A 22,930-nucleotide genomic window follows, 5' to 3' on the forward strand; every position below is an offset into this window, starting at 1 on the left:
TCTCTTGAAGGGGTGATACATAAGTGACTGCCTACATTATTCGCAGGCTGCTTTTGCTGCCGCTCATTCTTATTGGCGTTACCCTGATCATTTTCTCCATGATCTGGAGCCTTGGTCCTGAAAGGTTACTGGCATCCTATGTCAAAAGTCCTGAGGCTTTGAAGACCCCTGATGCGGCTGAAAGGCTTATCAGGAAATACGGGCTTGACCAGCCCATGCCTATTATGTATGGCAAATGGTTGTTAAACGTCTTAAAAGGTGATCTGGGATATTCGCTGGTCGGCAAAGCGCCTGTGGCTAAAGCCATTGCGGAACGTTTTCCTTACACGCTCGAGCTGGCTCTTTACGCTTTTATCCCTGTTGTCTTTGTCGCTATCTGGCTCGGGATTACTTCAGCGGTGCATCAAAATAAGTTCAGCGACCAGTTTATAAGGGTTTTTGCTCTTATAGGATGGTCTCTCCCTGACTTCGTCTTCGGGTTACTTCTCTTGTGGGGCTTTTATGCCGTGCTGGGGTGGTTCCCTCCTGGCATGATAGACACAGAGTTTGAACTGGTTTTAAGAAGCCCCGAATGGCATACAATCACTCATATGCCCACTATTGATGCGCTTTTGAACGGCAGATTTGACGTGTTCCTGAATGCGTTAAAACATCTTGTACTTCCGATTCTTACCATTTCCTACCTCTGGTGGGCTTATCTGCTAAGGATTACCCGTTCCAGCATGCTGGAGGTTCTTAGAAAGGATTATATAAGGACTGCACGTGCGAAAGGCGTACCTGAAAAAATTGTCATAAACAAGCACGCTAAACGAAATGCCCTTATCCCTGTTATAACCGTTGCAGGCGGTACTGTTATTGGGCTGCTGTCGGGTACTGTCATTGTCGAAGCGGTATTTTCAAGAACAGGTATGGGTAGGTTTCTTGCCACCGCTGCCACACAATTAGACTACTGGTCTATAATCGGTGGAGCATTATTCTACTCATTTATCTTGGTTCTGGGAAATCTCATAGTTGACGTAAGCTATGCAATAATAGATCCCAGAATCAGACTCCACTGAGGAGGTCGTTGTCATGGCAAAGAGAAAAAGCGATTTCAGAAAAATGATGAAAAAATTCTGGAAAAATCAGACAGCTGTGCTGGGTGCGGCTCTCCTTATCATGTTTATAATCATAGCTATTTTCGCTCCCCAGATTGTTAAAACATTCGCACCAAAGGCTGCCGCAAGGGCATATGCTGAAAATCCATACCAGATGCCCAGGGTTGCATGGACTTCAAATCCCCTGCCTCCAAGCAAAGATGACCCCTTCGGCGTCATCGGTGGGAGGGATATCTTCTATGGCGTTATCTATGGAACAAGAACAGCCTTCAAGCTTGGTTTGACCGTTGCCGGCCTGTCTGCCCTTATTGGTATATTTGTCGGCTCCATTTCCGCTTATTTTGGAGGCTGGGTCGATGAAATTTTGATGAGAATTGTCGATATATTCATGTCCATTCCATTCCTGGTTGCTGCAATGGTTCTTACAACCATTCTGGGAAAGGGGCTGGACAAAGTAATGATTGCCCTGGTGGTCTTCGGCTGGATGACCACAGCCAGGCTTATCAGAGGCAATATTCTCCAGGCAAGAGAAGAGCAGTATGTGCTTGCAGCAAAGGCTCTGGGGCAGAAAGACTGGCTGATAATCATCAAGCACATACTTCCAAATACCATTTTCCCTGTGGTTATACAGATGTCTATGAGAATGGGTTCATACGTTATCACCGCAGCCGGGCTTAGCTTCCTTGGCGTCGGTGCTGAACCCGGTTACGCCGATTGGGGAACTATCCTGAGTTATTCCAGAAACTGGATGACCATGCTTGATAAGGCTTGGTTTGCCATCGTGTTCCCCGGCGTTGCAATGGTGCTATTTGTGCTTGCCTGGAACCTCGTGGGCGATGCCCTTAGAGACATCTTTGACCCGAGAATGCGCAGTTAAGGGGGTTCTGAAGTGGATAAAAAACCATTACTTGAAGTTAAAGGTCTCAAAACATACTTCCATACTGATGACGGAATCGTAAAAGCTGTTGACGGCGTAAGCTTTGAAGTTTACCCCGGAGAGACACTAGGGATTGTCGGCGAATCAGGTTGCGGGAAAAGCGTCACTTCCCTTTCTATAATGCGCCTTCTTGACGAGAAAGGGGAAATAGCTGGTGGAGAGATCCATTTTGACGGTAAAGACATTCGTTCCCTCTCCGACGAAGAAATGCGCAAAATGCGTGGAAATGAAATGGCAATGATTTTCCAGGAACCCATGACAGCGCTTAACCCTGTTTATACAGTAGGAGATCAGATAATGGAAGCCATCCTTCTTCATCAGGATGTTGACAGGGAAACAGCGCGAAAAATGGCCATTGATATGTTGAGAAAAGTTGGTATCCCCGAACCGGAGAAAAGGGTCGACGAATACCCCCACGAACTCTCCGGCGGAATGAGGCAAAGGGCTATGATCGCCATGTCCCTCTCATGTAATCCCAAGTTGCTCTTTGCTGACGAGCCAACCACCGCTCTGGACGTTACTATTCAAGCCCAGATACTCGAACTGATGCTGGAACTTCAAAAAGAATACGGAATGGCAATCGTTATGATAACCCACGACCTGGGTGTCATAGCGGAAATGGCTGAAAGGGTAGTGGTTATGTACGCCGGGAAGGTTGTTGAATATGCTGATGTGGTAACCCTTTTCAAAGACCCGAAGCACCCTTACACCTGGGGGCTCATGAATGCTATTCCAAGACTTGACGAAGACAAGGAAGTCCTCTACAACATTCCCGGTGTTGTTCCCGATCCCCTAGATTTCCCCACAGGATGCCGTTTCAACACCCGCTGCCCTCTGGCTACCGATAAATGCCGAACTGAAGAACCACCTCTGGTAGAAATCGAACCTGAGCACAAAGCGGCTTGCTGGCATATAGATAAGCTCGTTGAAATGGTAAAAGTCTCCAGGGCAGGTGAAGGCGCATGAGTCAAGTTGAAAACAGAAAACCCATTTTGAGAGTAGATAATTTAGTTAAATACTTTCCTGTAAAAGCAGGTGTTTTCAGACGTGTTGTAGCTCACGTTAAAGCTGTAGACAATGTTTCCTTTGAGGTTTATGAAAGGGAGACACTGGGTCTTGTGGGCGAATCAGGATGTGGAAAAACGACTGCTGGTATGACCGTCCTGAGATTGCACGAACCTACCTCTGGAAGGATAATTATGAATGATGAGGATACAACCCACCTTTTCATGCCTTATTTTAGTGCCAAGAAATACCTCATCAACACATATGTCAAACCCTTCGAAGACCTTAAAAACCAGGCGGGTTCTGTTGATTCAGCACTTAAGAGCATAGAAGACGAATTTGACAGGAAAATGGCAAAGCTCTATTTTGAAAAGCATAACGGGTCAGCAAGCTCTTTTATCTCCGAGCTCATGTCAAACAGAGAGGCCAAGCGAAAGGACTTCAGAAGGCAATCGCAGATCATTTTTCAGGACCCTTATTCATCTCTCAACCCGAGAATGAGGATAAAAAACATCATCGCTGAAGGGGCTCTTATTCACAAAGTCGCAAACCGAAGCGAAGTTATGGCAAGAGTTGCTGATATATTGAAAAAAGTCGGCCTTTCAGAAGATCACATGAGCAGGTTCCCACATGAGTTCAGTGGAGGTCAAAGACAGAGAATAGGTATTGCGCGTGCTTTGATCTTGAACCCCAAGTTAATAGTAGCCGATGAGGCAGTATCGGCTCTGGACGTCTCCATTCAAGCACAGATCCTTAACCTGCTTAATGACCTGCAGAAAGAATTTGGGCTTACATACCTTTTCATAGCCCACGATCTCGCGGTTGTAAGGCATGTTAGCAAACGTGTTGCTGTTATGTACCTTGGCAAAATGGTTGAAGTGGCTACGAAAATCGATCTCTTTGAAAATCCACTACATCCGTACACAGTCTCTTTGATGTCTGCCATTCCCATACCAGATCCCACAAAGAAAAGCAAGCGGATAATCCTTCAAGGAGATGTTCCCAGCCCTATCAATCCACCAAGCGGCTGCCGTTTCCACCCGCGCTGCCCCATTGCAAAAGAAGTCTGTGCAAAGGAAGAACCGCCACTTCAAGATCTCGGAAACGGGCACAAAGTCGCCTGTTTCTTCCCGGGCGAAATGAAGAGATAAGATATATCAACGCTCAAAAACTCCCGCCGTTACTGTTGACCAGAATGTCAACTCCGGCGGGATTTTTTTGAAGCAGCTTCAGCACTTTCTCCAGTTCTTCTCTATCAAAAAGTTTGAGATGGATTTTCATTCTGTATTTTCCAAAAAGTTTTTTAACAGCTGGTACTACAGGCTCAAGAACCTCAGCAGCTTTTATATTCTCCTGAATACAGTTGAACAATTCCCAGGCTTCCTTTTCGCATTGCTCTTCTTTTTCCTTTTCCACGACTATTTCAATGAACGTACTAAAAGGTGGATATTTCAGGATTTTCCTTATCTCTACTTCTGTTTCGAAAAATCCCATGTAATCATTTTCAAGGGCAGTTTTTATTACCCTGTGCTCCGGTTCAAAGGTCTGTATTATAGCCTTGCCATGGACGCCTCTGCCTGATCGTCCTGAAATTTGAGAGATTATCTGGAAAGCGGTTTCTGCCGAATCGTAATTGGGCAGGTTTATTATTCTGTCAGCATCAATCACCACTACAAGACCGATGTTCGGAAAATCAAGCCCCTTTGCAATCATCTTCGTGCCCACAATGATATTCGCATCCTTGCTCTCAATCTTTCTCAATGCCTTTTCATATTGATCGGGGTTTGAAATAGTTTCTCGGTCCATTCTCATAATGGAAAGTTCAGGAAACCTTTTTTGTAATTCATGCTCAACCCTCTCTGTACCAAACCCCCTTGCCGAAAGGGCGGCTGAACCGCAACGCTCGCATTTTGAAGGAGGTGGGGTGGTGTAACCGCAGTAATGGCATTTCAGCACGGAATCGTGTTTGTGGTACGTAAGGGAAATGTCGCAATTGGGGCATTTGAGAATGTTTCCACAATTTGCACATACTACATAGTTTGAAAAACCTTTTCTATGGACAAAAACAAAAACCTGATGGCCAAGTTTTACGGTCTTCTCGATTTCACCGAGGGTTTCTGAGGGAATTATATAGTCTTTGCTGTTTCTGAGGTCGCGTATTTCCAGATCAGGCAACTGTCCCACAGGTCTATTGAGAAGGCTGTGCAGCTTGAATTCGCCTGCTTTTGCCCTGAAATAACGCTCAACCCTTGGAGTGGCAGAACCCAGAACAACCGGAATCCCGTAAAGTTCTCCCTTTTTGATGGCCACCTCTACCGCATCGTAATGGGGAGGTGTTTGCTGGTAAAAACTGCTGTCGTGTTCTTCATCTACAATAATCAAACCGGTATTTTGGATGGGGATCCAGAGGGCGCTTCTTGTACCCACAAGTATATCTATCTCGTCATTTACAGCATCAAGCCATATTCTCTGCCTTTTGGCCGGTGACATATAACTGTGATAGACTCTTACCTCCCTGCCGGGAAAAGCTCCCCTTATCCGTGCCATAAGCTGTGGGGTTAGTGAAACTTCAGGCACCATGTAACTGACGGATTTTCCCCTGTTAAGAACCCTTTCCATGATCTTGAAATAAACCTCTGTCTTTCCGCTGCCAGTGAGACCAAATATATAATGGACACCTTTGAAATCCTTAATAATCGCTTCCCGGACGCTTTCCTGCTCGGACGTGAGATCTTCAATAGCATCTATTGTCCAGCTGCTGTCACTTCTATCTTCCTCTTCTTCCTCAAGTTCTATCGTTCCTCTGCGTAAAAGCGTTTCAATTGGGGAGCGGCTCTTCAACGCAAGGGCTTCCATAACTTCTTTGGGCGTTGCTTTTTCCACAGAAAGCAGGTAATCTATGATTTTTTTCTGGATTGTCGTGAGGTTCAGATCTTCAAGGGCCTTTATACTCAAAGACAATTTCAGCAGTTTTACTTTTCTCTTAGAAGGCAGCTTTTTCTCATAGCTGTGCAGGATTTTCAGCTTTCTTTGAGATTTCAGCTTGAGAATTTGCTCTCTTCCCATCAATTTCAGTGCCTCACTCATTTTCAGCGGTTCTGAAAAGGGGAGTTCAGAGTTTATAGGAATAACAAAACTACTGCTTTTGAGAAGCTTGCCGGGAGGGAAGAAGAGGTCAAAAACTTTCCCTATTGGTGCAAGATAATTTTCCACTGTCCATTTTGCCAGAGTAATATCGGCAGGGGTAAGATAAACCTGCTTTTCAAGAGGCCTGGAAATAGGCTTTGTTTTGAATTGAGGCTTTGAGCTTATGCTAGTAATATAGCCAACAACGTTCCTGCCCGCAAAATCTACCACAACGCGCTGCCCAATAGAGAGCTCGCCTTCATAATGATAGCTGAAAGCCGAACGCAGGGGAGAACCGGAAATCGCCACATCGTAATAATTAATCCTATCAGCCCCTTCTGTATATCACGTGCCTTTTGTATTCAAAATCCGGAAGGTTACCCCTTTGAAAAAGGCCGTACACCGCTGCGCCCATGAGATCTCTTTGAAACTGTTCCCTGAACACCGTGAGGTTTACACCTTCATATGAAGATATCCGCGAAAAGTTCTTTCCCTGTGCTGCAGCGGTAATAAGGGGCAAGCCAAGATTTTTCTTAATAGAAGAGAGGTATGCTCTGCCCTTTTCGTTGAAACCCAGCACCTTTATGTATTGAGGACCTTTCTCCCAGGAATTTTTCACAATTTCATCTGTCAATTTGAAGAGCAGGTTCATAACAAGGCGCTTTATCCGCGTGAACGTGAAACGCTTTGTTTTGACGCATTCGAGGAAATCAAAAATCCCGCTGGTGCTTTCAGCACATCTTTCAAACCGCGCATCAAGCCCTTCAACGAAACCGTAATACTGCGCGTATTCATCCCTGCTCGTTGTACGTAGCAAACCCATGAGTAGCTTTTCCATAGATTGAAGCGTTATGGCTCCTTTATCTTTTATTTCCCTTAATAGTATTTCCCTGCTAAAATCCGGAACGGTTTCTTTTAGCCTCTCCGTTTCTCCTCTTAAAACCATTTCCCTGATAGCTGTTGCGCTTGAAAAGCTGCCTTTGAATTCCGGGTCGTTATAATCTGCCCCCTGACGCTTAATGGAATGTGGGCGGATCGTGCTACCGAGCTTTTTTATCGCAGCCAGGTATTCCAGACCGAGGATGTTATTTGAGCTGCTGGCTTCTTCAATATCAGGGAGCTCTCCGGGATAGTTCAGGGCAAGATAATCCCTCAGGGCATATTTCCTCGCGTTTGGAAAGGATACGCCGCTTTTCAGGTGAACCTTCAGCCTTTCGAGATACAGCTGCGGTTCCTCAACCACTATTTGAGCTAACCTTTTCAATAACTTAAGGTTATCGCTTTCGCTACCAAAAACGACATCGCTGACCTTAAGCAGGTCGAGTGTCCAGATAGACCCCAGGGCAAAACCCCCGGCGTCTTGAATGGAATAAATCAGGGGCAGTTGAACCACGAGGTCTATCCCTGCTCTAAGAGCAACTTCCGCTCTTGCGTATTTGTCGATTATAGCAGGCTCTCCACGCTGAACAAAATTGCCACTCATCACAGCGACTGTTACCTCAGGATCTGTGAGCTCCTTCGCCTTCTGGAGGTGATAAAGATGACCGTTGTGGAAAGGGTTGTACTCCACGACAAGGCCAAGAACACTCATCTAACCACCCGGTTATCAGGCATCGTTTTTCATGGGCCTGTTAAACTCATCTACCTTTACCACTTTAGAGCCCTTGTATTCGCCTTCAGAAAACAGGGCGTAAGAAATGATTATAACCAAGTCCCCGAGCTCGGCAAGCCTTGCCGCGGCTCCGTTTAGCCCTATGACCCCGCTGCCTCTTTCGCCTTTGATGACATAGGTTTCAAAGCGTTTCCCGTTGTTTATATTAACAACCTGCACCAGCTCATTTTCCAGAAGGTCTGCTTTTTCCATGAGTTCCTCGTCTATGGTGATGCTGCCTTCGTAATGAAGGTTCTTCTCCGTTACCTTTGCCCTGTGTATTTTTGATTTTTGCATCATTCTGAGCATTTAATCACCTCCGTAATATGTTAAAACGCCCTTCTTTCAGAAAAGAAACGATTATTCAACGTTTTTATATACATCCCCGCAACTATTTTACCTCATAAAAGGCGTGGTAACATTATATAAGGGGGAATAATATGAAGCGTCAATTTCAAAGGGTCTCTGAACTAATGTGGTGGATTAGGGAGTTCTCAAGGTTGCACCTTGGCAGCGAAGTCGAAGTCGTCGGCGAGGTGCGAAACGCCAGAATAAACAGAAGGGGCGTGCTTGATCTGGAGCTTGTAGAAAGCTCCAAGACAAGGTCAGGCAATTACACATACAGGCTGAACTGCCAGCTCGCCGACCCCAAATCTTTGCTGAAAAGTCTTAAAATACAAAGCCCCAAAGAGCTCGAAGGCCTTGAATATGCGCTCACAGGAAATCTAAACTTCAGAGTTACCCAGAACCGGTACGTGCTGGAAGCATATGAAATACTTCCCTATGGAAAGGGGAGCATCGAAAAGCGCCGGAACTCCATATTGAAAGAGCTGGAAAAGGACGGGTTATATCCCGTGAAGAAACTTGCTTCCCTTTTTGAATTGAAAGAACCCATTACGAAAATCTCAGTCATCGCTTCCCCGGGGACAAGGGGGCTTACCGATTTTGTTGCCAGCTTGAGCCATTCTCCCCTGCTACCCGATATTTTATTTTACCCCACTGCTATGGAGGGTGCATCAGCAGCTGAGGAAATCTGCAAAGCCATTGAAAGCGCACAGGCGCAAGAAACAGGCATACAGCTAATAGTGATCCTGCGCGGAGGAGGCGCACAGGGAAGTCTTCTGTATTTCGAGAATGAAAAGCTGGCAAGAACAGTTTGTTTATCAAAAATACCCGTAATTTCAGCGATCGGCCATACAGAAGACAAAACTCTGCTGGATTACGTTGCCAGCCTATCCCTTGAAACCCCCACCTCCGCAGGCAGAGAAATTGCTGAAACAAACCTCAGGTATCTCGAAAATCTCGAAAGAAGTGCTGAAGCTTTTTTCAGTTCTTTCATGGAAATCATCGAAAAATGCAACAGTGCCCTGAACCAAGATGTTGAACTTCTTACCGCTTACAGGGTTGGCCGCTATCTCTCAAGCTATAAAAGGGAAGTAGATCTCCAGACCAAACGGCTGCTAAGCTCGATTTCAGCATACAGCCACGAAAGCGAAAAGGCACTAAAGGGAGGCTACAAAGAACTATCTTCAAAGCTCTCTCAAATTTTTCGAGGAAAACGTTCTTTGACAGCAACTGAAACGGAGGGCATCTTTACAATAGGCAAAAAGATTGAAAAAAGGTTGAGCTTATTTGAAACAGCAATTCGAGAAGTTCAACCACCCATTTCTGCTTTTCTGGATAAACGAAAGGAAGAATTCAAAGAAAGCATTCACAGATTGACATCAGCCGCTGATTATATCTTCAACCTTGCTCAACAGCATAGCAGAGAATACACTGCAAAGATACGGTCCATAAACCCTCTACATTCTCTCCTGAAAGGCGGTGCAATCGCCACTGATGCTTTGGGGAAGCCCCTTGTCACCATCGAGCAGGTGGAAAGGGGAGATGAGTTAAAACTCAGAATAACAGATGGCATCATATTGTCCGAAGTTAAGGAAAAACAACCTCTGGCAAAGAAGTTAAAGGAAGGGGTGAAATAAATGGAACTACCAGCATTTGAAAGTCTTGAAGAACTGGGGGCTTTTCTGGAAACACTCACAGAAGATAGGATAAAAGAGCTGAAATTCGCCCAGGCAATGGAGCTCGTGGATGCCATATCGAAGTTCTTTGATGAGCAGGGAGACGAGATAGATATTGAAGACGCCCTCGGGCTCTATGAAAAGGGAATGGACCTTCTCATGCACTGCCGTGAAAAACTCGCCGTGGTTCAGAATAAGAAAGAGGAGATAGATAGAAAATACAAAGAATTGTTGAAAAACTCGGATTGACATTCTTGAAGGCAAAAAGGGTCCCCGAGAGGTGACCCTTTTATTGTTCATTTTGCTCAGAATCTTGGAGAATGGCTGAGTGATTTACTGAAGAATTTATTCAGTCTCAGTTAATAATTCTTTTGTTATTACGGATCCATACAAAGGACCGGCAGTGACCGTTTCAATCTTAACATTCAACTTCTCCCCGATGAGTTCTTTGGGGCCTTCAAAAATCACGATCTTGTTGTTTATGGTTCGGCCATAAAGTTTGCCGTCTTTGAGAGTATCCTCGACAATAACCTGTAATTCTTTTGATTTATAAGCTTCGTTTATTTCCCTGTTAATACGTTTTTGGAGCTCAAGAAGTTCATTCAGCCTTTTTACTTTTATTTCGTGTGGCACATCATCTTTGAAGTACTTGGCTGAAACCGTTCCTTCACGCGGAGAATACATGGCAAGGTTTACCCTTTCAAAACGCACTGTTTCAATTAGTTCCTTCGTTTCAAGGTAATCCTCTTCGGTTTCGCCAGGGAAGCCTACTATTATATCTGTGCTGATAGAGGCGTCCGGTATTTCAGTTCTTATCCTTTCGATGAGTGTTAGAAATTCTTCCTTTGAATATCCTCTGTTCATGGCCTTTAATATTTTGTTGCTGCCTGACTGCACGGGCAGGTGAATAGACCTTGATACCCTATCTGAAGACGCTATAACTCCTATCAGCTCGTCGCTGAAATCCTTCGGATAAGAGGTGAGGTACCAGATTCTTTCGATTTTGGGGATTTCAAGGGTTTTCCTTATGAGAGCAGCCAGAGAACTGCCGTCTTTTCTATCTTTTCCATAGGAATCGACGTTCTGTCCCAGATAGGTTATCTCGCGATAACCTTTTTCTGCAAGGATTTTTACTTCTTTCAGGATATCGTCCATGGGGCGGCTCTTTTCTCTGCCCCGGGTATATGGAACTATACAATAGGAGCAGAATTTGTTACAGCCGTATATTATGGTCACCCAGGCATGGTGATTGCTTGTGTGGTGCCTTGGTGTTGACCAATTGATTTTATCAAGATGATCGGACATATCGAGGAATTTTTCACCCTTTGCTGCCCTTTCAAGAAATTCTGCAATCTTGGCAATGCTTCTTGTTCCCATAACGAAGTTCACTTCATCCCTATCAAGGAGCTTTTCCTTCTCCTTTTCCGCCACGCAACCGGCGACACCTACAATTAAAGCTCTGTTCTTTTTCTTAAGAGCTTTTAGTCTTCCAAGCTTTCCGTAGAGCTTTTTTTCGGCTTTTTCCCTGACAGCACAGGTATTGACAATAACAGCATTGGCTTCCTCTTCATTTTCCACTATTTCATGTCCGGCTTTTATCAAAAGGCCAGCCATTGTTTCAGTATCGTTGACGTTCATCTGGCAGCCGTAGGTCTTAAAAGCTACTTTCAAATCAATCACCTTTCTTCAAAAAAGCGACGGCTTTAGCCGTCGCTCAGGTTTTATTGGAAAACAATTAAAGTTCTTCTTCAGAATCTTTTTTCTCTCCGGCAGGAACTTCTTCTTTAGCAGCGGGTACTTCTTCAACAGTTTTGGGTTCTTCGGAACTTCCTTCTTCTACCACATTTACAGGTACTGTCTCTTCTTCATCAGCAACATTCATGCCTTCTCTGCCTTCGAGTATAGCATTTGCTATGGTCTGTGTGATGAGTTTTATGGCCCTTATGGCATCGTCGTTCCCGGGGACTAAATAGTCAAGGACGTCCGGATTGGCATTGGTATCGGCTATGCCGATAACGGTAATTCCCAGCTTGTTCGCTTCCTTAACTGCAATTTCCTCTTTTTTAGGATCAACTACAAAAATGACATCCGGTATGCGGGCCATATCCTTGACACCGTCCAGGTTCTTTCTGAGTTTGTCGAGTTTCTTTCTGATGACGCTCTGCTCTTTTTTGGGTAATTTATCGAGTTCGCCGGTCTCTTCCATTTCTTCGTATTGTTTCAACACTTCAATTCGCTTTTTTATCGTCACAAAGTTTGTAAGCAGCCCGCCAAGCCAGCGGTTGTTAACATAGTATGCTCCGCAGCGTTTCGCTTCATCGGCGACAATCTGCTGTGCCTGACGCTTGGTTCCAACAAAAAGAAATTCTGCTCCTTCTGATGCTCTCAATTTCACGTAGTCATATACCTCTTCGACCATCTTCAGGGTCTTTTGAAGGTCAATGATGAAGATTCCTTTTCTTTCGCCATAGATATATGGCTTCATTCTGGGATCCCATCTTCTGGTTCTGTGACCAAAATGCACGCCTGCTTCCAGTAGCTGTTTCATGCTAATTACCGACACAACATACACCTCCAGATTTGGTTTTTTCCTCCGGGAACCACCGGTCGACCCGTGAGGGGCACCGTGACCGGTTTGTATAATCCCGTGCGTTTTGCGGTTATTTTCAGAGGAGCTCCTCCACTGTGTAGCGCTTCGCGTTCAGCCAGAGGTCTTCCAGGGAATAGAAATCCCTCCCTTTTTCGCTGAACAGGTGAACAATGAAATGCCCTCCGTCAATAACCATCCAATCATAACCTCTACCTTTATCGTAATAAATTACAGGAAGATTATTTTTTTCTAATAACTCCAGCACAGCATCTCTCAAAGCTTCCATATGTGGTTCGGAATTGGCCGTGGCGATTATGAAATAACTTGTGAGGTTTGAAACCTCGGCAACATCCAGTACCACAATATCTCTGGCATCTTTTTTATCTATAACCCGAAGAATTTCTCTAATGAAATTTTCCAACTTCACACCTCCTGTTTATTCAACGGTTACGCTTTTTGCCAGGTTTCTGGGCTTATCCGGGTCGTTCCCCCTGAGTACGGCGGCATGATACGCAAAAAGCTGTAAATAAGGCGACATAACCAGAGGGTAAAGCACCTCGGATACGCGGGGAACTTCTATCCTGCTGTTGACAATCCTTCCTATCTCCTGATCTCCCTCTGTACATATGGCGACAACCCTTGCGTTTCTTGCTCTGGTTTCCATGATATTTGAAAGCACTTTGGCTTTCAATCCGTCGTCTGGCACAATTGCAAAAACGGGAAATTCTTTATCTAAAAGGGCAATAGGCCCATGTTTTAATTCTCCAGCCTGATAAGCGCTCGCGTGTATATAGCTTATCTCTTTGAGCTTAAGGGCACCTTCCATTGCCGTGGGATATCCATAACCTCTCCCTATATACATAAAGTGTCTGTACTGGTAATATTCCTTTGCGAGCTGAACAATGGATTCATTAATCGTGGATAAGGTACTTTCAAAGACTGTAGGCATTCCTTCCAGCTCATTAATAATCTGTATTACTCGATCGTCATCCTGCCTTATCTGGCTGAAATACGCTCCTATTATATACAGAACCGCAAGCTGTGATACATAGGTTTTTGTTGCAGCCACACCAATTTCAGGTCCTGCATTAAGATATACCACCACGTCGCTTTCTCTGGCAAGCGTAGAACCGACTACATTTGTAACGGCTACAACAGTTCCTCCCTGGGCCTTCACCTTTCTTATGCCTTCAAGGGTATCCGCGGTCTCCCCTGATTGGGATATGGCAATTACAACGGTGGAATTATCTATATGTATATTCCTGTATCTGAATTCAGAAGCGACATCGATTTCGACACTTATTGATGCGTGATCCTCCAGAAAACGTTTTAACACAAGCCCTGCGTGATAACTCGTGCCACAGGCCACGATCTGTATGTTCCTTGCGGATTTGATCCGGGACTGGACGCTCTCCATTTCAGGAAGATGGGCTTTCCCATTCTTGATGCGGCCCGCAAGGGCATTTCTGAGAACTTCTGGCTCTTCAAAGATCTCCTTCAGCATGAAATGGGGAAAACCACCCTTTTCAGCTGATTTCTCACTCCAGTTTATGTGCGTGACAGGTCTTTTCACGGTGCTGCCATCAACTCTTGAAATTTCCAGCTTGCCCGGAGCCAGTAGAACAACGTCTCCATCTTCGATGAAGTATACATCCCTTATATATTTGAGCAAGGGTGTAACATCAGAAGCAAGAAAGGCTTCGCTTTCGGTAAAACCTACAACAAGGGGGCTTCCCTTCCTGGCAGCTACTATCATGTCCGGGTTGTCGGCATGCACCACCGCTATTGCATAGGCCCCTTCAAGATCAACGAGGGCATGCCTTATCGCAGAAGGCAAGTCTCCTTCATAATGCTCCTCAACAAGGTGAGCAATGACTTCTGTATCGGTTTCAGAATGGAATTTGTGACCCGAATTAATGAGCTTTTTCCTCAGCTCTGAGTGGTTTTCTATTATACCGTTATGGACGACGGCAATTTTCCCCTTGCAATCAGTGTGAGGATGGGCGTTTGCACCTGTTGGGGCGCCATGTGTCGCCCAGCGTGTGTGGGCAATACCAGCTGTTATTGTGGATTTCATAAAAGGTGCAAGCTCTTCTTTAAGGTTAGCAATTTTTCCGACAGTTTTATGAACATTTACCCTTTGCTTTTCAGGAAAAGCAATGCCAGCAGAATCATACCCCCTGTATTCGAGCTTTTCGAGTCCTTCGATGAGGCTTTCTATTTTCACTCCCTCACCAACCATTCCAACAATGCCACACACTGTTAGTTCCCCCCAAATTCTTTTTGAAGCTTATCAACCAGTTTACCTTTGACACCTTCGTGAGCAACCTTTATAGCATTTTTAATTGCGAGCGTATTTGAATTTCCATGGGCCTTTGTAACCACACCCTTTACGCCAAGTACAAAAGCTCCCCCATATTCGCTCGGGTCAAGGGTTTTTTTAAGCCTGTTAAAAGCGCCTTTCAGCAAGAGTCCTCCCAGGATTCCCGCAAATCCGGAGGCTTTGATCTGGGATTTAAGGACATCACCGATAAACTTTGCTGCTCCCTCAATAGCTTTCATGGCGACATTTCCTTTGAAGCCGTCTGTAACCACCACATCCACATCGCCATACAATATATCCCGGCCTTCCACATTCCCGCAGAAACTGTCCCCGAGAGTTTCCTTTAGCATTTCAAAAGCGGCCTTTGTATCCTTTGTGCCTTTTTCTTCTTCTTCGCCAACATTCAGAAGCCCCACCTTCGGTGAAGTCTTCCCCAGAAGCTTCGCGTAATGGAATCCCATTTTCCCAAAATCCCTGAGATGCTCAGGCCTTACTTCCACATTTGCGCCGCAATCCAGCAAGACCGTGAACCCTCTTTTACTGGGGATTGGAGTGGCAATTGCCCCGCGCTCAACGCCCTTGATCCTCCCAACGACAAAAAGTGCAACTGCCAGTACCGCACCGGTGTTGCCTGCGGACACCATTGCATCGACTTTCCCTTCTTTGACAAGCTGTGCTGAGCGGTACAATGAAGTATCTTTTTTCCTCAATATTGCAGAAGGCTTTTCGGCCATACCAAAAATCTCGGGAGCATCAATAACATGCAGTTTTTCGTGGGTGAAGCCTCTATCGCGAAGGAGCTTTTTTATAACCTCTTCTTTCCCCACAAGGTACAGCTCAAGATCCAGGCGTTCTTCCTTCAAAATTGAAATGGCGCCGTCAATGTTGACATCAGGCGCCAGATCTCCTCCAAAAACATCAAGAGCAATTTTAACTCCTGACATTGTTATTCACCTATTTCCAGAATCTGTTTTCCTCCATAATATCCACAGTGCAAACAGACTCTGTGGGGTTCTTTGGGTTCGCCGCAATTTGGGCACACCGAAACGGTAACTTTGATTGGGCGGTAATTCTTTGCTCTTCTGTGGTGTGATCTACTCCTCGAGCTCTTTTGTTTGGGCTCTGCCATGATTATCCCTCCTAAGCATTCATTGGTCTTTTGATATATTCTCTTTTAAATTATACAACAAAGAATGCCACTTATCCTGTGGCTCTTTGGGTGTTTCGCAATGATGTTGTGGATTTTCGTTCAGATCCATTCCACAAACCGGACAAAGTCCTTTGCAGTCATTTGAACAAAGGATTTTTTGTGGAATCTCAACAATTATAGCCTCTATTACCCTCTCTGACAAGTCCAGTATATCCCCTGAAAGAAGGAACATGTTGTCAAGCTCGCCAGCGGGCCCACTCTTGTTCCTGTCAAGGAATTTACCCTGGCTGACGTAAAGAGCTTCTATGATACCATCAACAGGAAGCCTGACAGACTTCAAACACCGGGAGCATTTCTCAACCACTGTGGTGTTCACATTTCCCGAGACAATAATGGAATCTTTCTCCTTATATAAAACCAGCTCAATGGTGATGGGGCTATAACATTCAATTTCTTCAAAGGGATTATCAATAGATAACACTATTTTTTTGGTGTCTTCAAAGGAATTTATATCCACAAGGAGCTCTCTAACAATTCTGTCCGACATTTTAACCTGCCTCCAAATGCTTATTGCTTATACTTCAGCGTGCAAATATTACTACAAGGTTATTTCATTAAGCATACACCTTTTTGAACAATATAAAAACACAGATTAGCGGAGCGACGGCTGATGAAGCAAAGGCTAATTTGTTGCAGGTTGTTGGTTGTGCGTTGTATGTGATTTGAGAAACCGAGATTCGGAGAACCGAGTTATAGTAACCGAAAATCCGAGAAGCCCAAATTCTTATTTTTCGCTTCTCACCTACTATTTCTGTCTTCATTCCCGGTTGTTTTATCTCTTTTTTGATTGCCTTCTCGTCTCTGGAAATGTTCCCAGGTCCTTTTTCGACCACCGCTCACGGTATCTTCAAGAAGTCCAATAAGCTCGTTTTGAAGAGAAAGGACTTCTGACAGGCTTCTGTTTAGAGGTGATCCACTTTTGATTATATGAAAATGTTTGAATTTATTGCCTGTAACAATTACCCTTGTTGACAGAAAAGCCGCTTCGAAGGGATCGTGAGTAACCATAACCGCTGTGCAGGAACTTTCCATCCATATTTTTCTTAGCATGTCAAGTAGCTTCATTCTTGTAACGATGTCAAGAGATGAAAAGGGTTCGTCCAGAAAGATTATTTCAGGGTCAAGAGCCAGGGCTCGAGCAAGGCAAACCCTCTTTATCATGCCTCCACTCAGCTGTGCCGGACGTTTTCTGGAGTGTTCTGCCATTCCCACTTTCTCAAGGGATATTTTCGCACGTTTTTCATCTGAAACGATTTTGACGTTGTAAAAGGCGTCTTTCCATGGAATTAAACGGTCATCCTGAAACACAAAACCCTGTTTGGAGAATTTCCTGATTACGTTCCCTTTATCGGGTTTCAGGATACCGGAAAGAATTTTCAAGAGCGTTGTTTTGCCACAACCTGATTCACCAAGTATGCTCAGAAATTCCCCTCGCATCACTTCAATGGAGAAATCACCTATGATTTCAACGCCATTAAACTCTTTAGAAATACTCTTTGCTTCAACCAGCATAATTGAAAACCTTCTTCGAAATAACGTTGAACACTGTTTCGCTTACCAGCCCGAGAAAGACTAGCACCAAGGTATAAGCGAAAACGCTGCTTGTGTCGAGAAAATATTTGGCATCAGCAATTTTGCGGCCAATACCTGTTGCCCCAACCATAAATTCAGCAACAGCCACGGACTTCCACATCGCTCCCGAACTTATTTTCAGTGAAGAAAACACAAAGGGGAGAATGGATCCGAGATATATATCCTTAAAGATTATTCCCTTTTTCAGGGAAAAAACCTTTGCCATTTCTATCAATTTTATATCAACACTTCTTACTCCCTGGATTATGTTTAACGTCATAATGGGAAACAGCGTAAGAAAAACGATATACATAGGCGATCTAAATCCCACCCCCCACCAGAGAATGGCCAGCGCAAGCCAGGATACGATCGGGACAGCTTGAAGCGTTAATATGACAGGCCTGAACAATATATACAGAAAATTCGAAATGCCGAGCAAAAAACCCGTGAAAAGCGATAACAGCAAGGCAAGCAGCATGCCAAGGGTAGCCTTCGCCACAGTTGAAAGGAGGGGAGTCCAAAGCGCTCCCGTAGTTATCAATTCAACCAGCTTCACTGCTGTCTCGATTGGTCCCGGTAGCAACAGCGAGTTTCCAACCACAATAAAGATGATTTCCCAGATGAGAAATAGCAACAATGCTGATAGAAAATAGCTCTTATCCATCACCAAAATAGTTTTTCGAAGTCAATTTCCCGATCCAGCAATTCCGATTCAATATTTTTCAGGGTATCAAGATAATCTTTTACTGATCCCTTTACCCTATCAGAACGTCCGAACTCGAATCTTATACCGGGTATGGCATCCAGCAGCACCGCGACGGGAAAGCCTCCCATTTTTTCTGAAACGACTTTTGCAGTTTCTTCCGGGTGAGCAAGTGAAAGCAACAAAGATTGCTCATAAAGAAGTAAAAAGGAATCCACAACATCCACCGGAAGTCCTTCTTTCACAAAAATCCCGGAAGTTGGAACATTTGCGCTCCCGGTTGAAACCATTCTCCAGATTTCCTGTATTGGCAGATATTTTTCAGCTCCGGGTACCTTAAAGCCCGCCAATGAAGCGAAAGGTTCCGGCACAAGCAATACATCCGCCCTCCCAGCGGCGAAGAGCTGAATGGCTTCCGGGCCCGCCGCATATAAAATGGAGATACTGTTCCTGTCAAGGCCAGCAGAATCAATTGCGGCTTTCAATATGACATCAGCCGTTTGGCCCGGTGCGTGAAGCGTATAAACTGCCTTCCCGGATAAATCTTCAATAGAGCTTATTTTTTCTTTTGAGACAAAATAGAACCCGTCCCACATGCTCACTGCAGCAAGCTTAATCGGCACTCCTTTTGCATAGAGCTGTGCGCCTATTACCACAGGTAAAAGAATGATATCTGCTTTTCCAGATACAACACTGGAAATTGCCTCATCAACAGTTTTCCAATATGCGATTTGAAAACCTCCAATCACCCCATTATCATCTGAATCAGTTATCATTCTCGCAACCGGTATCAATGTTGGACCTATGGGATTCATGTAAGTATAAGTCGCTAAAGCGCTCACAGCTATTAAAATAAGAGCAATCGTCAACAAAAATCTTTTCATACTAATCCCTCCTCTAATGACATTATAATACAATTTCCCCTTATGCTTGGTTTTAATGCTTTTGAGTGGTAGAATATATGCGAATCCTATCGAAAGGGGGGGAAAGCATGAACAAGAAAGAACTCGTCGCTGCATTGTCAGAACGCGTCGAAACTTCTAAAAAAGAAGCGGGCCTGATCCTCGACAGCATCGTTGAAATCATCGAAGAAAAACTCTCCAAAGGCGAAGAAGTCAGACTTGTTGGCTTTGGAACCTTTAAAGTCGTAAAGAGGAAACAGAGGACAGGGGTTAACCCAAGAACAAGAAAGCCTATTGAGATCCCTGCTGCTAAAGTACCTAAATTCGTTCCCGGAAAAGAACTTAAGAACAGAGTGAAGTAAGCTTCAGGGCGGCATTAGCCGCCCTTTTATGGAGTGTGTGTTTTGAAATATATCAAAGGGATTTTTATACTGGAAATTTTCATAGCGGTCTTGCTTCTTTTTGTTTTTCTGTCTCATTATCCAATTTACTTTGGGCATAATGGGACCGGGGTAAGGCTCATGGTGGCATCTGCTGGCGAAGGGTTTGGTGTGATACACGATACTGATATTTTGAGGATAATTAACGAACTATACGCACTTGGACTCAAGAATTTTTCAATAAACGGCATCAAAATAGACCCATATACCTTTGTGAGATGTGTTGGACCTTCTATTACTATAAATAACAGAGAGATTGTTCCCGATCCCTTAAAAATCGAGATAATTGGTGACCCTGATTATATTCTTTCGGGTCTTTCAATTTTGATTGAACACTTAAAATCGTGCGGATTTTCAGTAAGTGCCCTCTCTCTTGAAAAAATAGTTATCCCTTAGGGAGTGATAGATGTGGTTAAGCTTTTCCCCGCAGCACTGCTTGCTATAATTCTTTTTTCAGGTTGTTCTTCGTGGTGGGTAACCCGCGGCGAATTTCGCGATGAGATTTCTGCAATTCAAAAAAAACTCGATTACGTTACACAGGAGCAAAAGCAACTTCTGGATATTGAAATAGTTATTTCGAACATATCGAAGCAGCTTGACTATCTTATAGATTCAGAAGAATTAGTTGCAAACACTGATGAACTAAAGGATTTGCAATCACAGCTGTCAGAATTAAAATATATGATTGAAGAAAAGGGTAAATTAATAGAAGAAAATACCAAAGCTACGCAGCAGCTTTTTGAACAGCTTAACAGCCTGGCAAATGCAAATCTACAGACCTTTCAGATCAACGATGAGATCAAAAGTGAGCTTTCCAATATCCAGCAGAAGCTCGATTCCCTTGCCGATGAGCAAAAGCGGTTGAAAAATATAGAAACTTCCATTGCAAACCTTTCAAAACAACTGGAATACTTAACGGGATTTGAAAAGCTTTCGGTAAATATCGAGGAGCTGAAGAGCCTTCAGGAACAGCTGTATGAACTAAAAAAGCTGGTTGAAGCAAACGAAAGCAATGTCGAAGAAAACAGCAAACTAACCGAACAAATTTATGAAAAGCTGGATGAGTTCATCAGCTCGAATATCCAGCAATTCCTTTTTGAAAAAGAGATAAAAGACCTTAAAAGTCAGTTGGATACCCTCCGGGAAAGACATAATGATGACTACTCGTATCTGCAGGAGCGTATAAACAATATCGGCAATTCTACCGCTTCTGATACGAGTTTTGTAACCATAGACTTCTTCCTGGCAGAGGTAGCTGATCTTAGAAGCCGTATTGGCGCGGAAGAAATTGAAAACCAAAACCTCGACGATATCTCTTATATCGTGCAATCAGGGGATACCCTATGGACAATCGCACAGGCTTATGGAATATCGGTGGAAGAACTTAAAAAGGCAAATCCTAAGGTTGAAGACAATGTCATTTACACCGGTCAGGAATTAAAAATACCCATTTCCATGGATTCTTTGCTCAAATCAGATGTGCTTCTGTCCCATTTCGGCCTTGATTATGATTATGAAATGCTTGTGGAAGCTGTCATTTCCCCTTTTGGTAGTTATGAGAAAGGTTATGCAAATCCAGGCATCGACCTGAAAGTAAAGCCATCCGCTTTTATAAAATCTATTTTACCGGGCCATGTTATTGTAGCTGAAAGACTCAACGATGAATATGGAAACACTGTAATTATTGACCACGGGAATGGCTTCAGAACTGTTTATGGTAAGTTAGATAGCTTAATGGTAGAAAAGGGTGACTTTGTCAGTGCTGGAGAAATCATTGGACGAAGTTCTGATAACTCGCCATATCTGCATTTTGAAATTTGGCGAAACGATATTCCATTGAATCCCTCAGAGGTGCTTTTTGAAAATGCCGGGGATTTCAATATAACAATGTATACCGAATGGGATGACGGGAAAAACCCAACATCTCCTTCTTTCAAAGTGACAGCTTCCGGGAATTACGCAAAAGCTTACAGGACAGTGGCTGCTGACCCCTCTGTTCTTCAGCCCGGAACTATTATTTATATTCCTTTCTTTTCGAATGCACCAAACAAAGGCTTTTTTATAGTGGAAGACACCGGATCGGGGGTAAAAGGAAAAACCATTGATATTTATACCCATGATATTAATCTCGCATCGGGTTTCAAAGAAAAATTGCTGGTTTATGTGGTGAAAAGACCATGAAAAAGCTTTTCTGGATTTTCTTTCTAATTGTAATTTCAACTAATTTGCTCGCTTTGAATGCCCTTTCAAGGCAGGAATTAGGGCTGGCGCCTTTCAAAATAGAAGCAGTCCAGAACAGGCATGGCACGTACTACATTGTCCTTCTGAAAGGAGATTCGGAAATTCTTGTGCTCGACTCAGAGTTCAATCCAATGCACTTTTTGAAAGAAACGCGAAACGATGGGATTAACGATTGCATTATTAAAGACGAAAGGCTCTATTGTTTTGGATTCTTTAGCGGCAGGATTATTGTCTTCGATATCTCAGGCGAACCTTCCAAATGGAAGCTTGAAAAGAAAATGTCGACGGAAGAGCGGTTGATTACCGGGGCAATTTCAAATAATATCCTGGGAGTTTTGGGGATGGACAGTGTTTTTTTGTTGATTGACATGAAGGATTTCAAAATCAAAAGCAAAATCAAATTGCCTGTTGAAGCACTTAGCGTGATTGCCGACAAGGATTATTTCTATGTAAGCCTTTTTTACAATTACAACCTATTAGAAAACAATTTTGATACCAAATACGGGTTGCTTGCGATAACCCCTTCGGGCAATATCCACAAAAGAGTTTCACTCGGCAAAAGACCTTCCTATATGCTTCAAGACATGAATAACTTATATGTAGTGAATTATCTTGATGGAACCCTTGATGTTCTTTCAAAAGGGAAGCTTGAAAAGGAAAGAGAATTTAAGCTTGGTAAACTACCAAACTTCCCCATAATGGAGGGTAGAAACATCTGGATAGCATGTACCGGAAGCGATGAAGTATACCTAATAGAACTTGAAAAAGGTACAGTTAAAGACTTCAAAACACAGGGTTCTGCCCCATTAAAAGTTTTAATAGCTGGAGAGAAGGAATATGTTCTGAGTGTGGCAAGCGGGACTATTGAGGAAATTAACAATCCCATATCTGTGCCTTTTAAGCTCCAGGGCTATCCCATTGATGCAGTCGCAAACAGTGATAAAATAGCGGTTTTGCTTCAGGAAGACTGGTTAAGTGGAAGTGTTTTGGGTTCTCTTGTGACTCTTAAACAATAAAAATACTGTGTTCTTTACAAAAAAAATCTTGCATGTGCCGTATTTTTTGTTGTATAATTGCTTTGAAACAGTTTGTTCACAAACCAAAAATCTAAA

The 22,930-nt window shown here is 43.8% G+C and carries 23 protein-coding genes; 10 read left to right on the forward strand and 13 right to left on the reverse strand.

Features of this window, described 5'->3' with window-relative positions:
• Positions 1 to 23 precede the first annotated feature (23 nt).
• From AT15_RS03370 to AT15_RS03385, 4 genes are read left to right on the forward strand one after another with little or no spacing between them, the layout of a single operon-like run.
• On the forward strand, positions 24 to 1,058 hold the full coding sequence (locus tag AT15_RS03370) for an ABC transporter permease (protein WP_068346354.1): 1,035 nt from the start codon (positions 24 to 26) through the stop codon (positions 1,056 to 1,058).
• Between the two features lie 13 nt (positions 1,059 to 1,071).
• Complete coding sequence (locus AT15_RS03375) at positions 1,072 to 1,974, forward strand: ABC transporter permease (RefSeq protein WP_068346355.1); 903 nt, start codon at positions 1,072 to 1,074, stop codon at positions 1,972 to 1,974.
• Between the two features lie 12 nt (positions 1,975 to 1,986).
• Positions 1,987 to 3,000 (forward strand): ABC transporter ATP-binding protein, encoded by a 1,014-nt coding sequence (locus tag AT15_RS03380; protein WP_068346357.1) that lies wholly within the window; start codon positions 1,987 to 1,989, stop codon positions 2,998 to 3,000.
• Entirely contained in the window at positions 2,997 to 4,190 is a 1,194-nt protein-coding gene (locus tag AT15_RS03385; RefSeq protein WP_068346359.1) for an ABC transporter ATP-binding protein, read from the forward strand. Before AT15_RS03380 ends, AT15_RS03385 begins: the two co-directional genes overlap by 4 nt.
• A 13-nt stretch (positions 4,191 to 4,203) precedes the next feature.
• Here the strand turns inward: AT15_RS03385 and priA are convergent, their stop codons facing one another.
• Genes priA through panD form a run of 3 tightly spaced genes read right to left on the reverse strand, consistent with a single transcriptional unit; the run spans position 4,204 to position 8,125 of the window.
• Positions 4,204 to 6,474, reverse strand: coding sequence for a replication restart helicase PriA (gene priA / locus AT15_RS03390; RefSeq protein ID WP_068346361.1), 2,271 nt, complete (start codon positions 6,472 to 6,474; stop codon positions 4,204 to 4,206).
• A 19-nt stretch (positions 6,475 to 6,493) separates the two neighbouring features.
• Positions 6,494 to 7,756 carry a nucleotidyltransferase gene (locus AT15_RS03395; RefSeq protein WP_068346363.1) on the reverse strand — a complete coding sequence of 421 codons (1,263 nt, stop codon included), beginning with the start codon at positions 7,754 to 7,756 and terminating at the stop codon, positions 6,494 to 6,496.
• Positions 7,757 to 7,771: 15 nt separating this feature from the next.
• Entirely contained in the window at positions 7,772 to 8,125 is a 354-nt protein-coding gene (gene panD / locus AT15_RS03400; protein ID WP_068346365.1) for an aspartate 1-decarboxylase, read from the reverse strand.
• A gap of 131 nt (positions 8,126 to 8,256) precedes the next feature.
• Here panD and AT15_RS03405 point away from each other — a divergent pair, with 131 nt between their 5' ends.
• Both AT15_RS03405 and AT15_RS03410 read left to right on the forward strand, forming a co-directional pair.
• Positions 8,257 to 9,798: an exodeoxyribonuclease VII large subunit gene (locus AT15_RS03405; protein ID WP_084251430.1), complete on the forward strand. Its 1,542-nt coding sequence runs from the start codon at positions 8,257 to 8,259 to the stop codon at positions 9,796 to 9,798.
• On the forward strand, positions 9,799 to 10,086 hold the full coding sequence (locus tag AT15_RS03410) for an exodeoxyribonuclease VII small subunit (RefSeq protein WP_084251432.1): 288 nt from the start codon (positions 9,799 to 9,801) through the stop codon (positions 10,084 to 10,086).
• A gap of 96 nt (positions 10,087 to 10,182) precedes the next feature.
• On the opposite strand, the gene miaB is transcribed toward AT15_RS03410, so the two are convergent.
• The 10 genes from miaB to AT15_RS03460 all read right to left on the reverse strand — a co-directional run bounded on the left by miaB (position 10,183) and on the right by AT15_RS03460 (position 19,119).
• A complete protein-coding gene (gene miaB, locus AT15_RS03415; RefSeq protein ID WP_068346369.1) occupies positions 10,183 to 11,508 on the reverse strand; it encodes a tRNA (N6-isopentenyl adenosine(37)-C2)-methylthiotransferase MiaB in 1,326 nt (441 codons plus the stop codon).
• A gap of 64 nt (positions 11,509 to 11,572) precedes the next feature.
• Positions 11,573 to 12,400, reverse strand: a complete 828-nt coding sequence (rpsB, locus tag AT15_RS03420; RefSeq protein WP_068346371.1) for a 30S ribosomal protein S2 — start codon at positions 12,398 to 12,400, stop codon at positions 11,573 to 11,575.
• Positions 12,401 to 12,503: 103 nt separating this feature from the next.
• On the reverse strand, positions 12,504 to 12,854 hold the full coding sequence (gene rsfS / locus AT15_RS03425; RefSeq protein ID WP_235598490.1) for a ribosome silencing factor: 351 nt from the start codon (positions 12,852 to 12,854) through the stop codon (positions 12,504 to 12,506).
• A 9-nt stretch (positions 12,855 to 12,863) separates the two neighbouring features.
• Complete coding sequence (gene glmS / locus AT15_RS03430; protein WP_068346375.1) at positions 12,864 to 14,687, reverse strand: glutamine--fructose-6-phosphate transaminase (isomerizing); 1,824 nt, start codon at positions 14,685 to 14,687, stop codon at positions 12,864 to 12,866.
• Positions 14,688 to 14,689: 2 nt separating this feature from the next.
• Positions 14,690 to 15,694 (reverse strand): phosphate acyltransferase PlsX, encoded by a 1,005-nt coding sequence (plsX, locus tag AT15_RS03435; RefSeq protein ID WP_068346377.1) that lies wholly within the window; start codon positions 15,692 to 15,694, stop codon positions 14,690 to 14,692.
• Positions 15,695 to 15,696: 2 nt separating this feature from the next.
• On the reverse strand, positions 15,697 to 15,879 hold the full coding sequence (gene rpmF / locus AT15_RS03440; RefSeq protein WP_068346379.1) for a 50S ribosomal protein L32: 183 nt from the start codon (positions 15,877 to 15,879) through the stop codon (positions 15,697 to 15,699).
• Between the two features lie 19 nt (positions 15,880 to 15,898).
• Entirely contained in the window at positions 15,899 to 16,447 is a 549-nt protein-coding gene (locus AT15_RS03445; RefSeq protein WP_068346381.1) for a YceD family protein, read from the reverse strand.
• 251 nt (positions 16,448 to 16,698) lie between these two features.
• A complete protein-coding gene (locus tag AT15_RS03450; RefSeq protein ID WP_068346383.1) occupies positions 16,699 to 17,472 on the reverse strand; it encodes an ABC transporter ATP-binding protein in 774 nt (257 codons plus the stop codon).
• Entirely contained in the window at positions 17,462 to 18,196 is a 735-nt protein-coding gene (locus AT15_RS03455) for an ABC transporter permease (protein WP_068346385.1), read from the reverse strand. The genes AT15_RS03450 and AT15_RS03455 overlap by 11 nt, the downstream gene beginning before the upstream one ends.
• Positions 18,196 to 19,119: an ABC transporter substrate-binding protein gene (locus AT15_RS03460; RefSeq protein ID WP_068346387.1), complete on the reverse strand. Its 924-nt coding sequence runs from the start codon at positions 19,117 to 19,119 to the stop codon at positions 18,196 to 18,198. Before AT15_RS03460 ends, AT15_RS03455 begins: the two co-directional genes overlap by 1 nt.
• Positions 19,120 to 19,226: 107 nt before the next feature.
• Here AT15_RS03460 and AT15_RS03465 point away from each other — a divergent pair, with 107 nt between their 5' ends.
• Genes AT15_RS03465 through AT15_RS03480 form a run of 4 tightly spaced genes read left to right on the forward strand, consistent with a single transcriptional unit; the run spans position 19,227 to position 22,834 of the window.
• Positions 19,227 to 19,499, forward strand: a complete 273-nt coding sequence (locus AT15_RS03465) for an HU family DNA-binding protein (protein WP_068346389.1) — start codon at positions 19,227 to 19,229, stop codon at positions 19,497 to 19,499.
• Positions 19,500 to 19,541: 42 nt separating this feature from the next.
• Complete coding sequence (locus AT15_RS03470; protein WP_068346391.1) at positions 19,542 to 19,973, forward strand: DUF881 domain-containing protein; 432 nt, start codon at positions 19,542 to 19,544, stop codon at positions 19,971 to 19,973.
• A 12-nt stretch (positions 19,974 to 19,985) separates the two neighbouring features.
• On the forward strand, positions 19,986 to 21,758 hold the full coding sequence (locus AT15_RS03475; RefSeq protein ID WP_068346393.1) for a peptidoglycan DD-metalloendopeptidase family protein: 1,773 nt from the start codon (positions 19,986 to 19,988) through the stop codon (positions 21,756 to 21,758).
• Entirely contained in the window at positions 21,755 to 22,834 is a 1,080-nt protein-coding gene (locus AT15_RS03480; protein WP_068346394.1) for a YncE family protein, read from the forward strand. Before AT15_RS03475 ends, AT15_RS03480 begins: the two co-directional genes overlap by 4 nt.
• Positions 22,835 to 22,930: the final 96 nt, after the last annotated feature.

It is taken from the genome of Kosmotoga arenicorallina S304 (assembly GCF_001636545.1).
GTDB classification, from domain to species: domain Bacteria; phylum Thermotogota; class Thermotogae; order Petrotogales; family Kosmotogaceae; genus Kosmotoga_B; species Kosmotoga_B arenicorallina.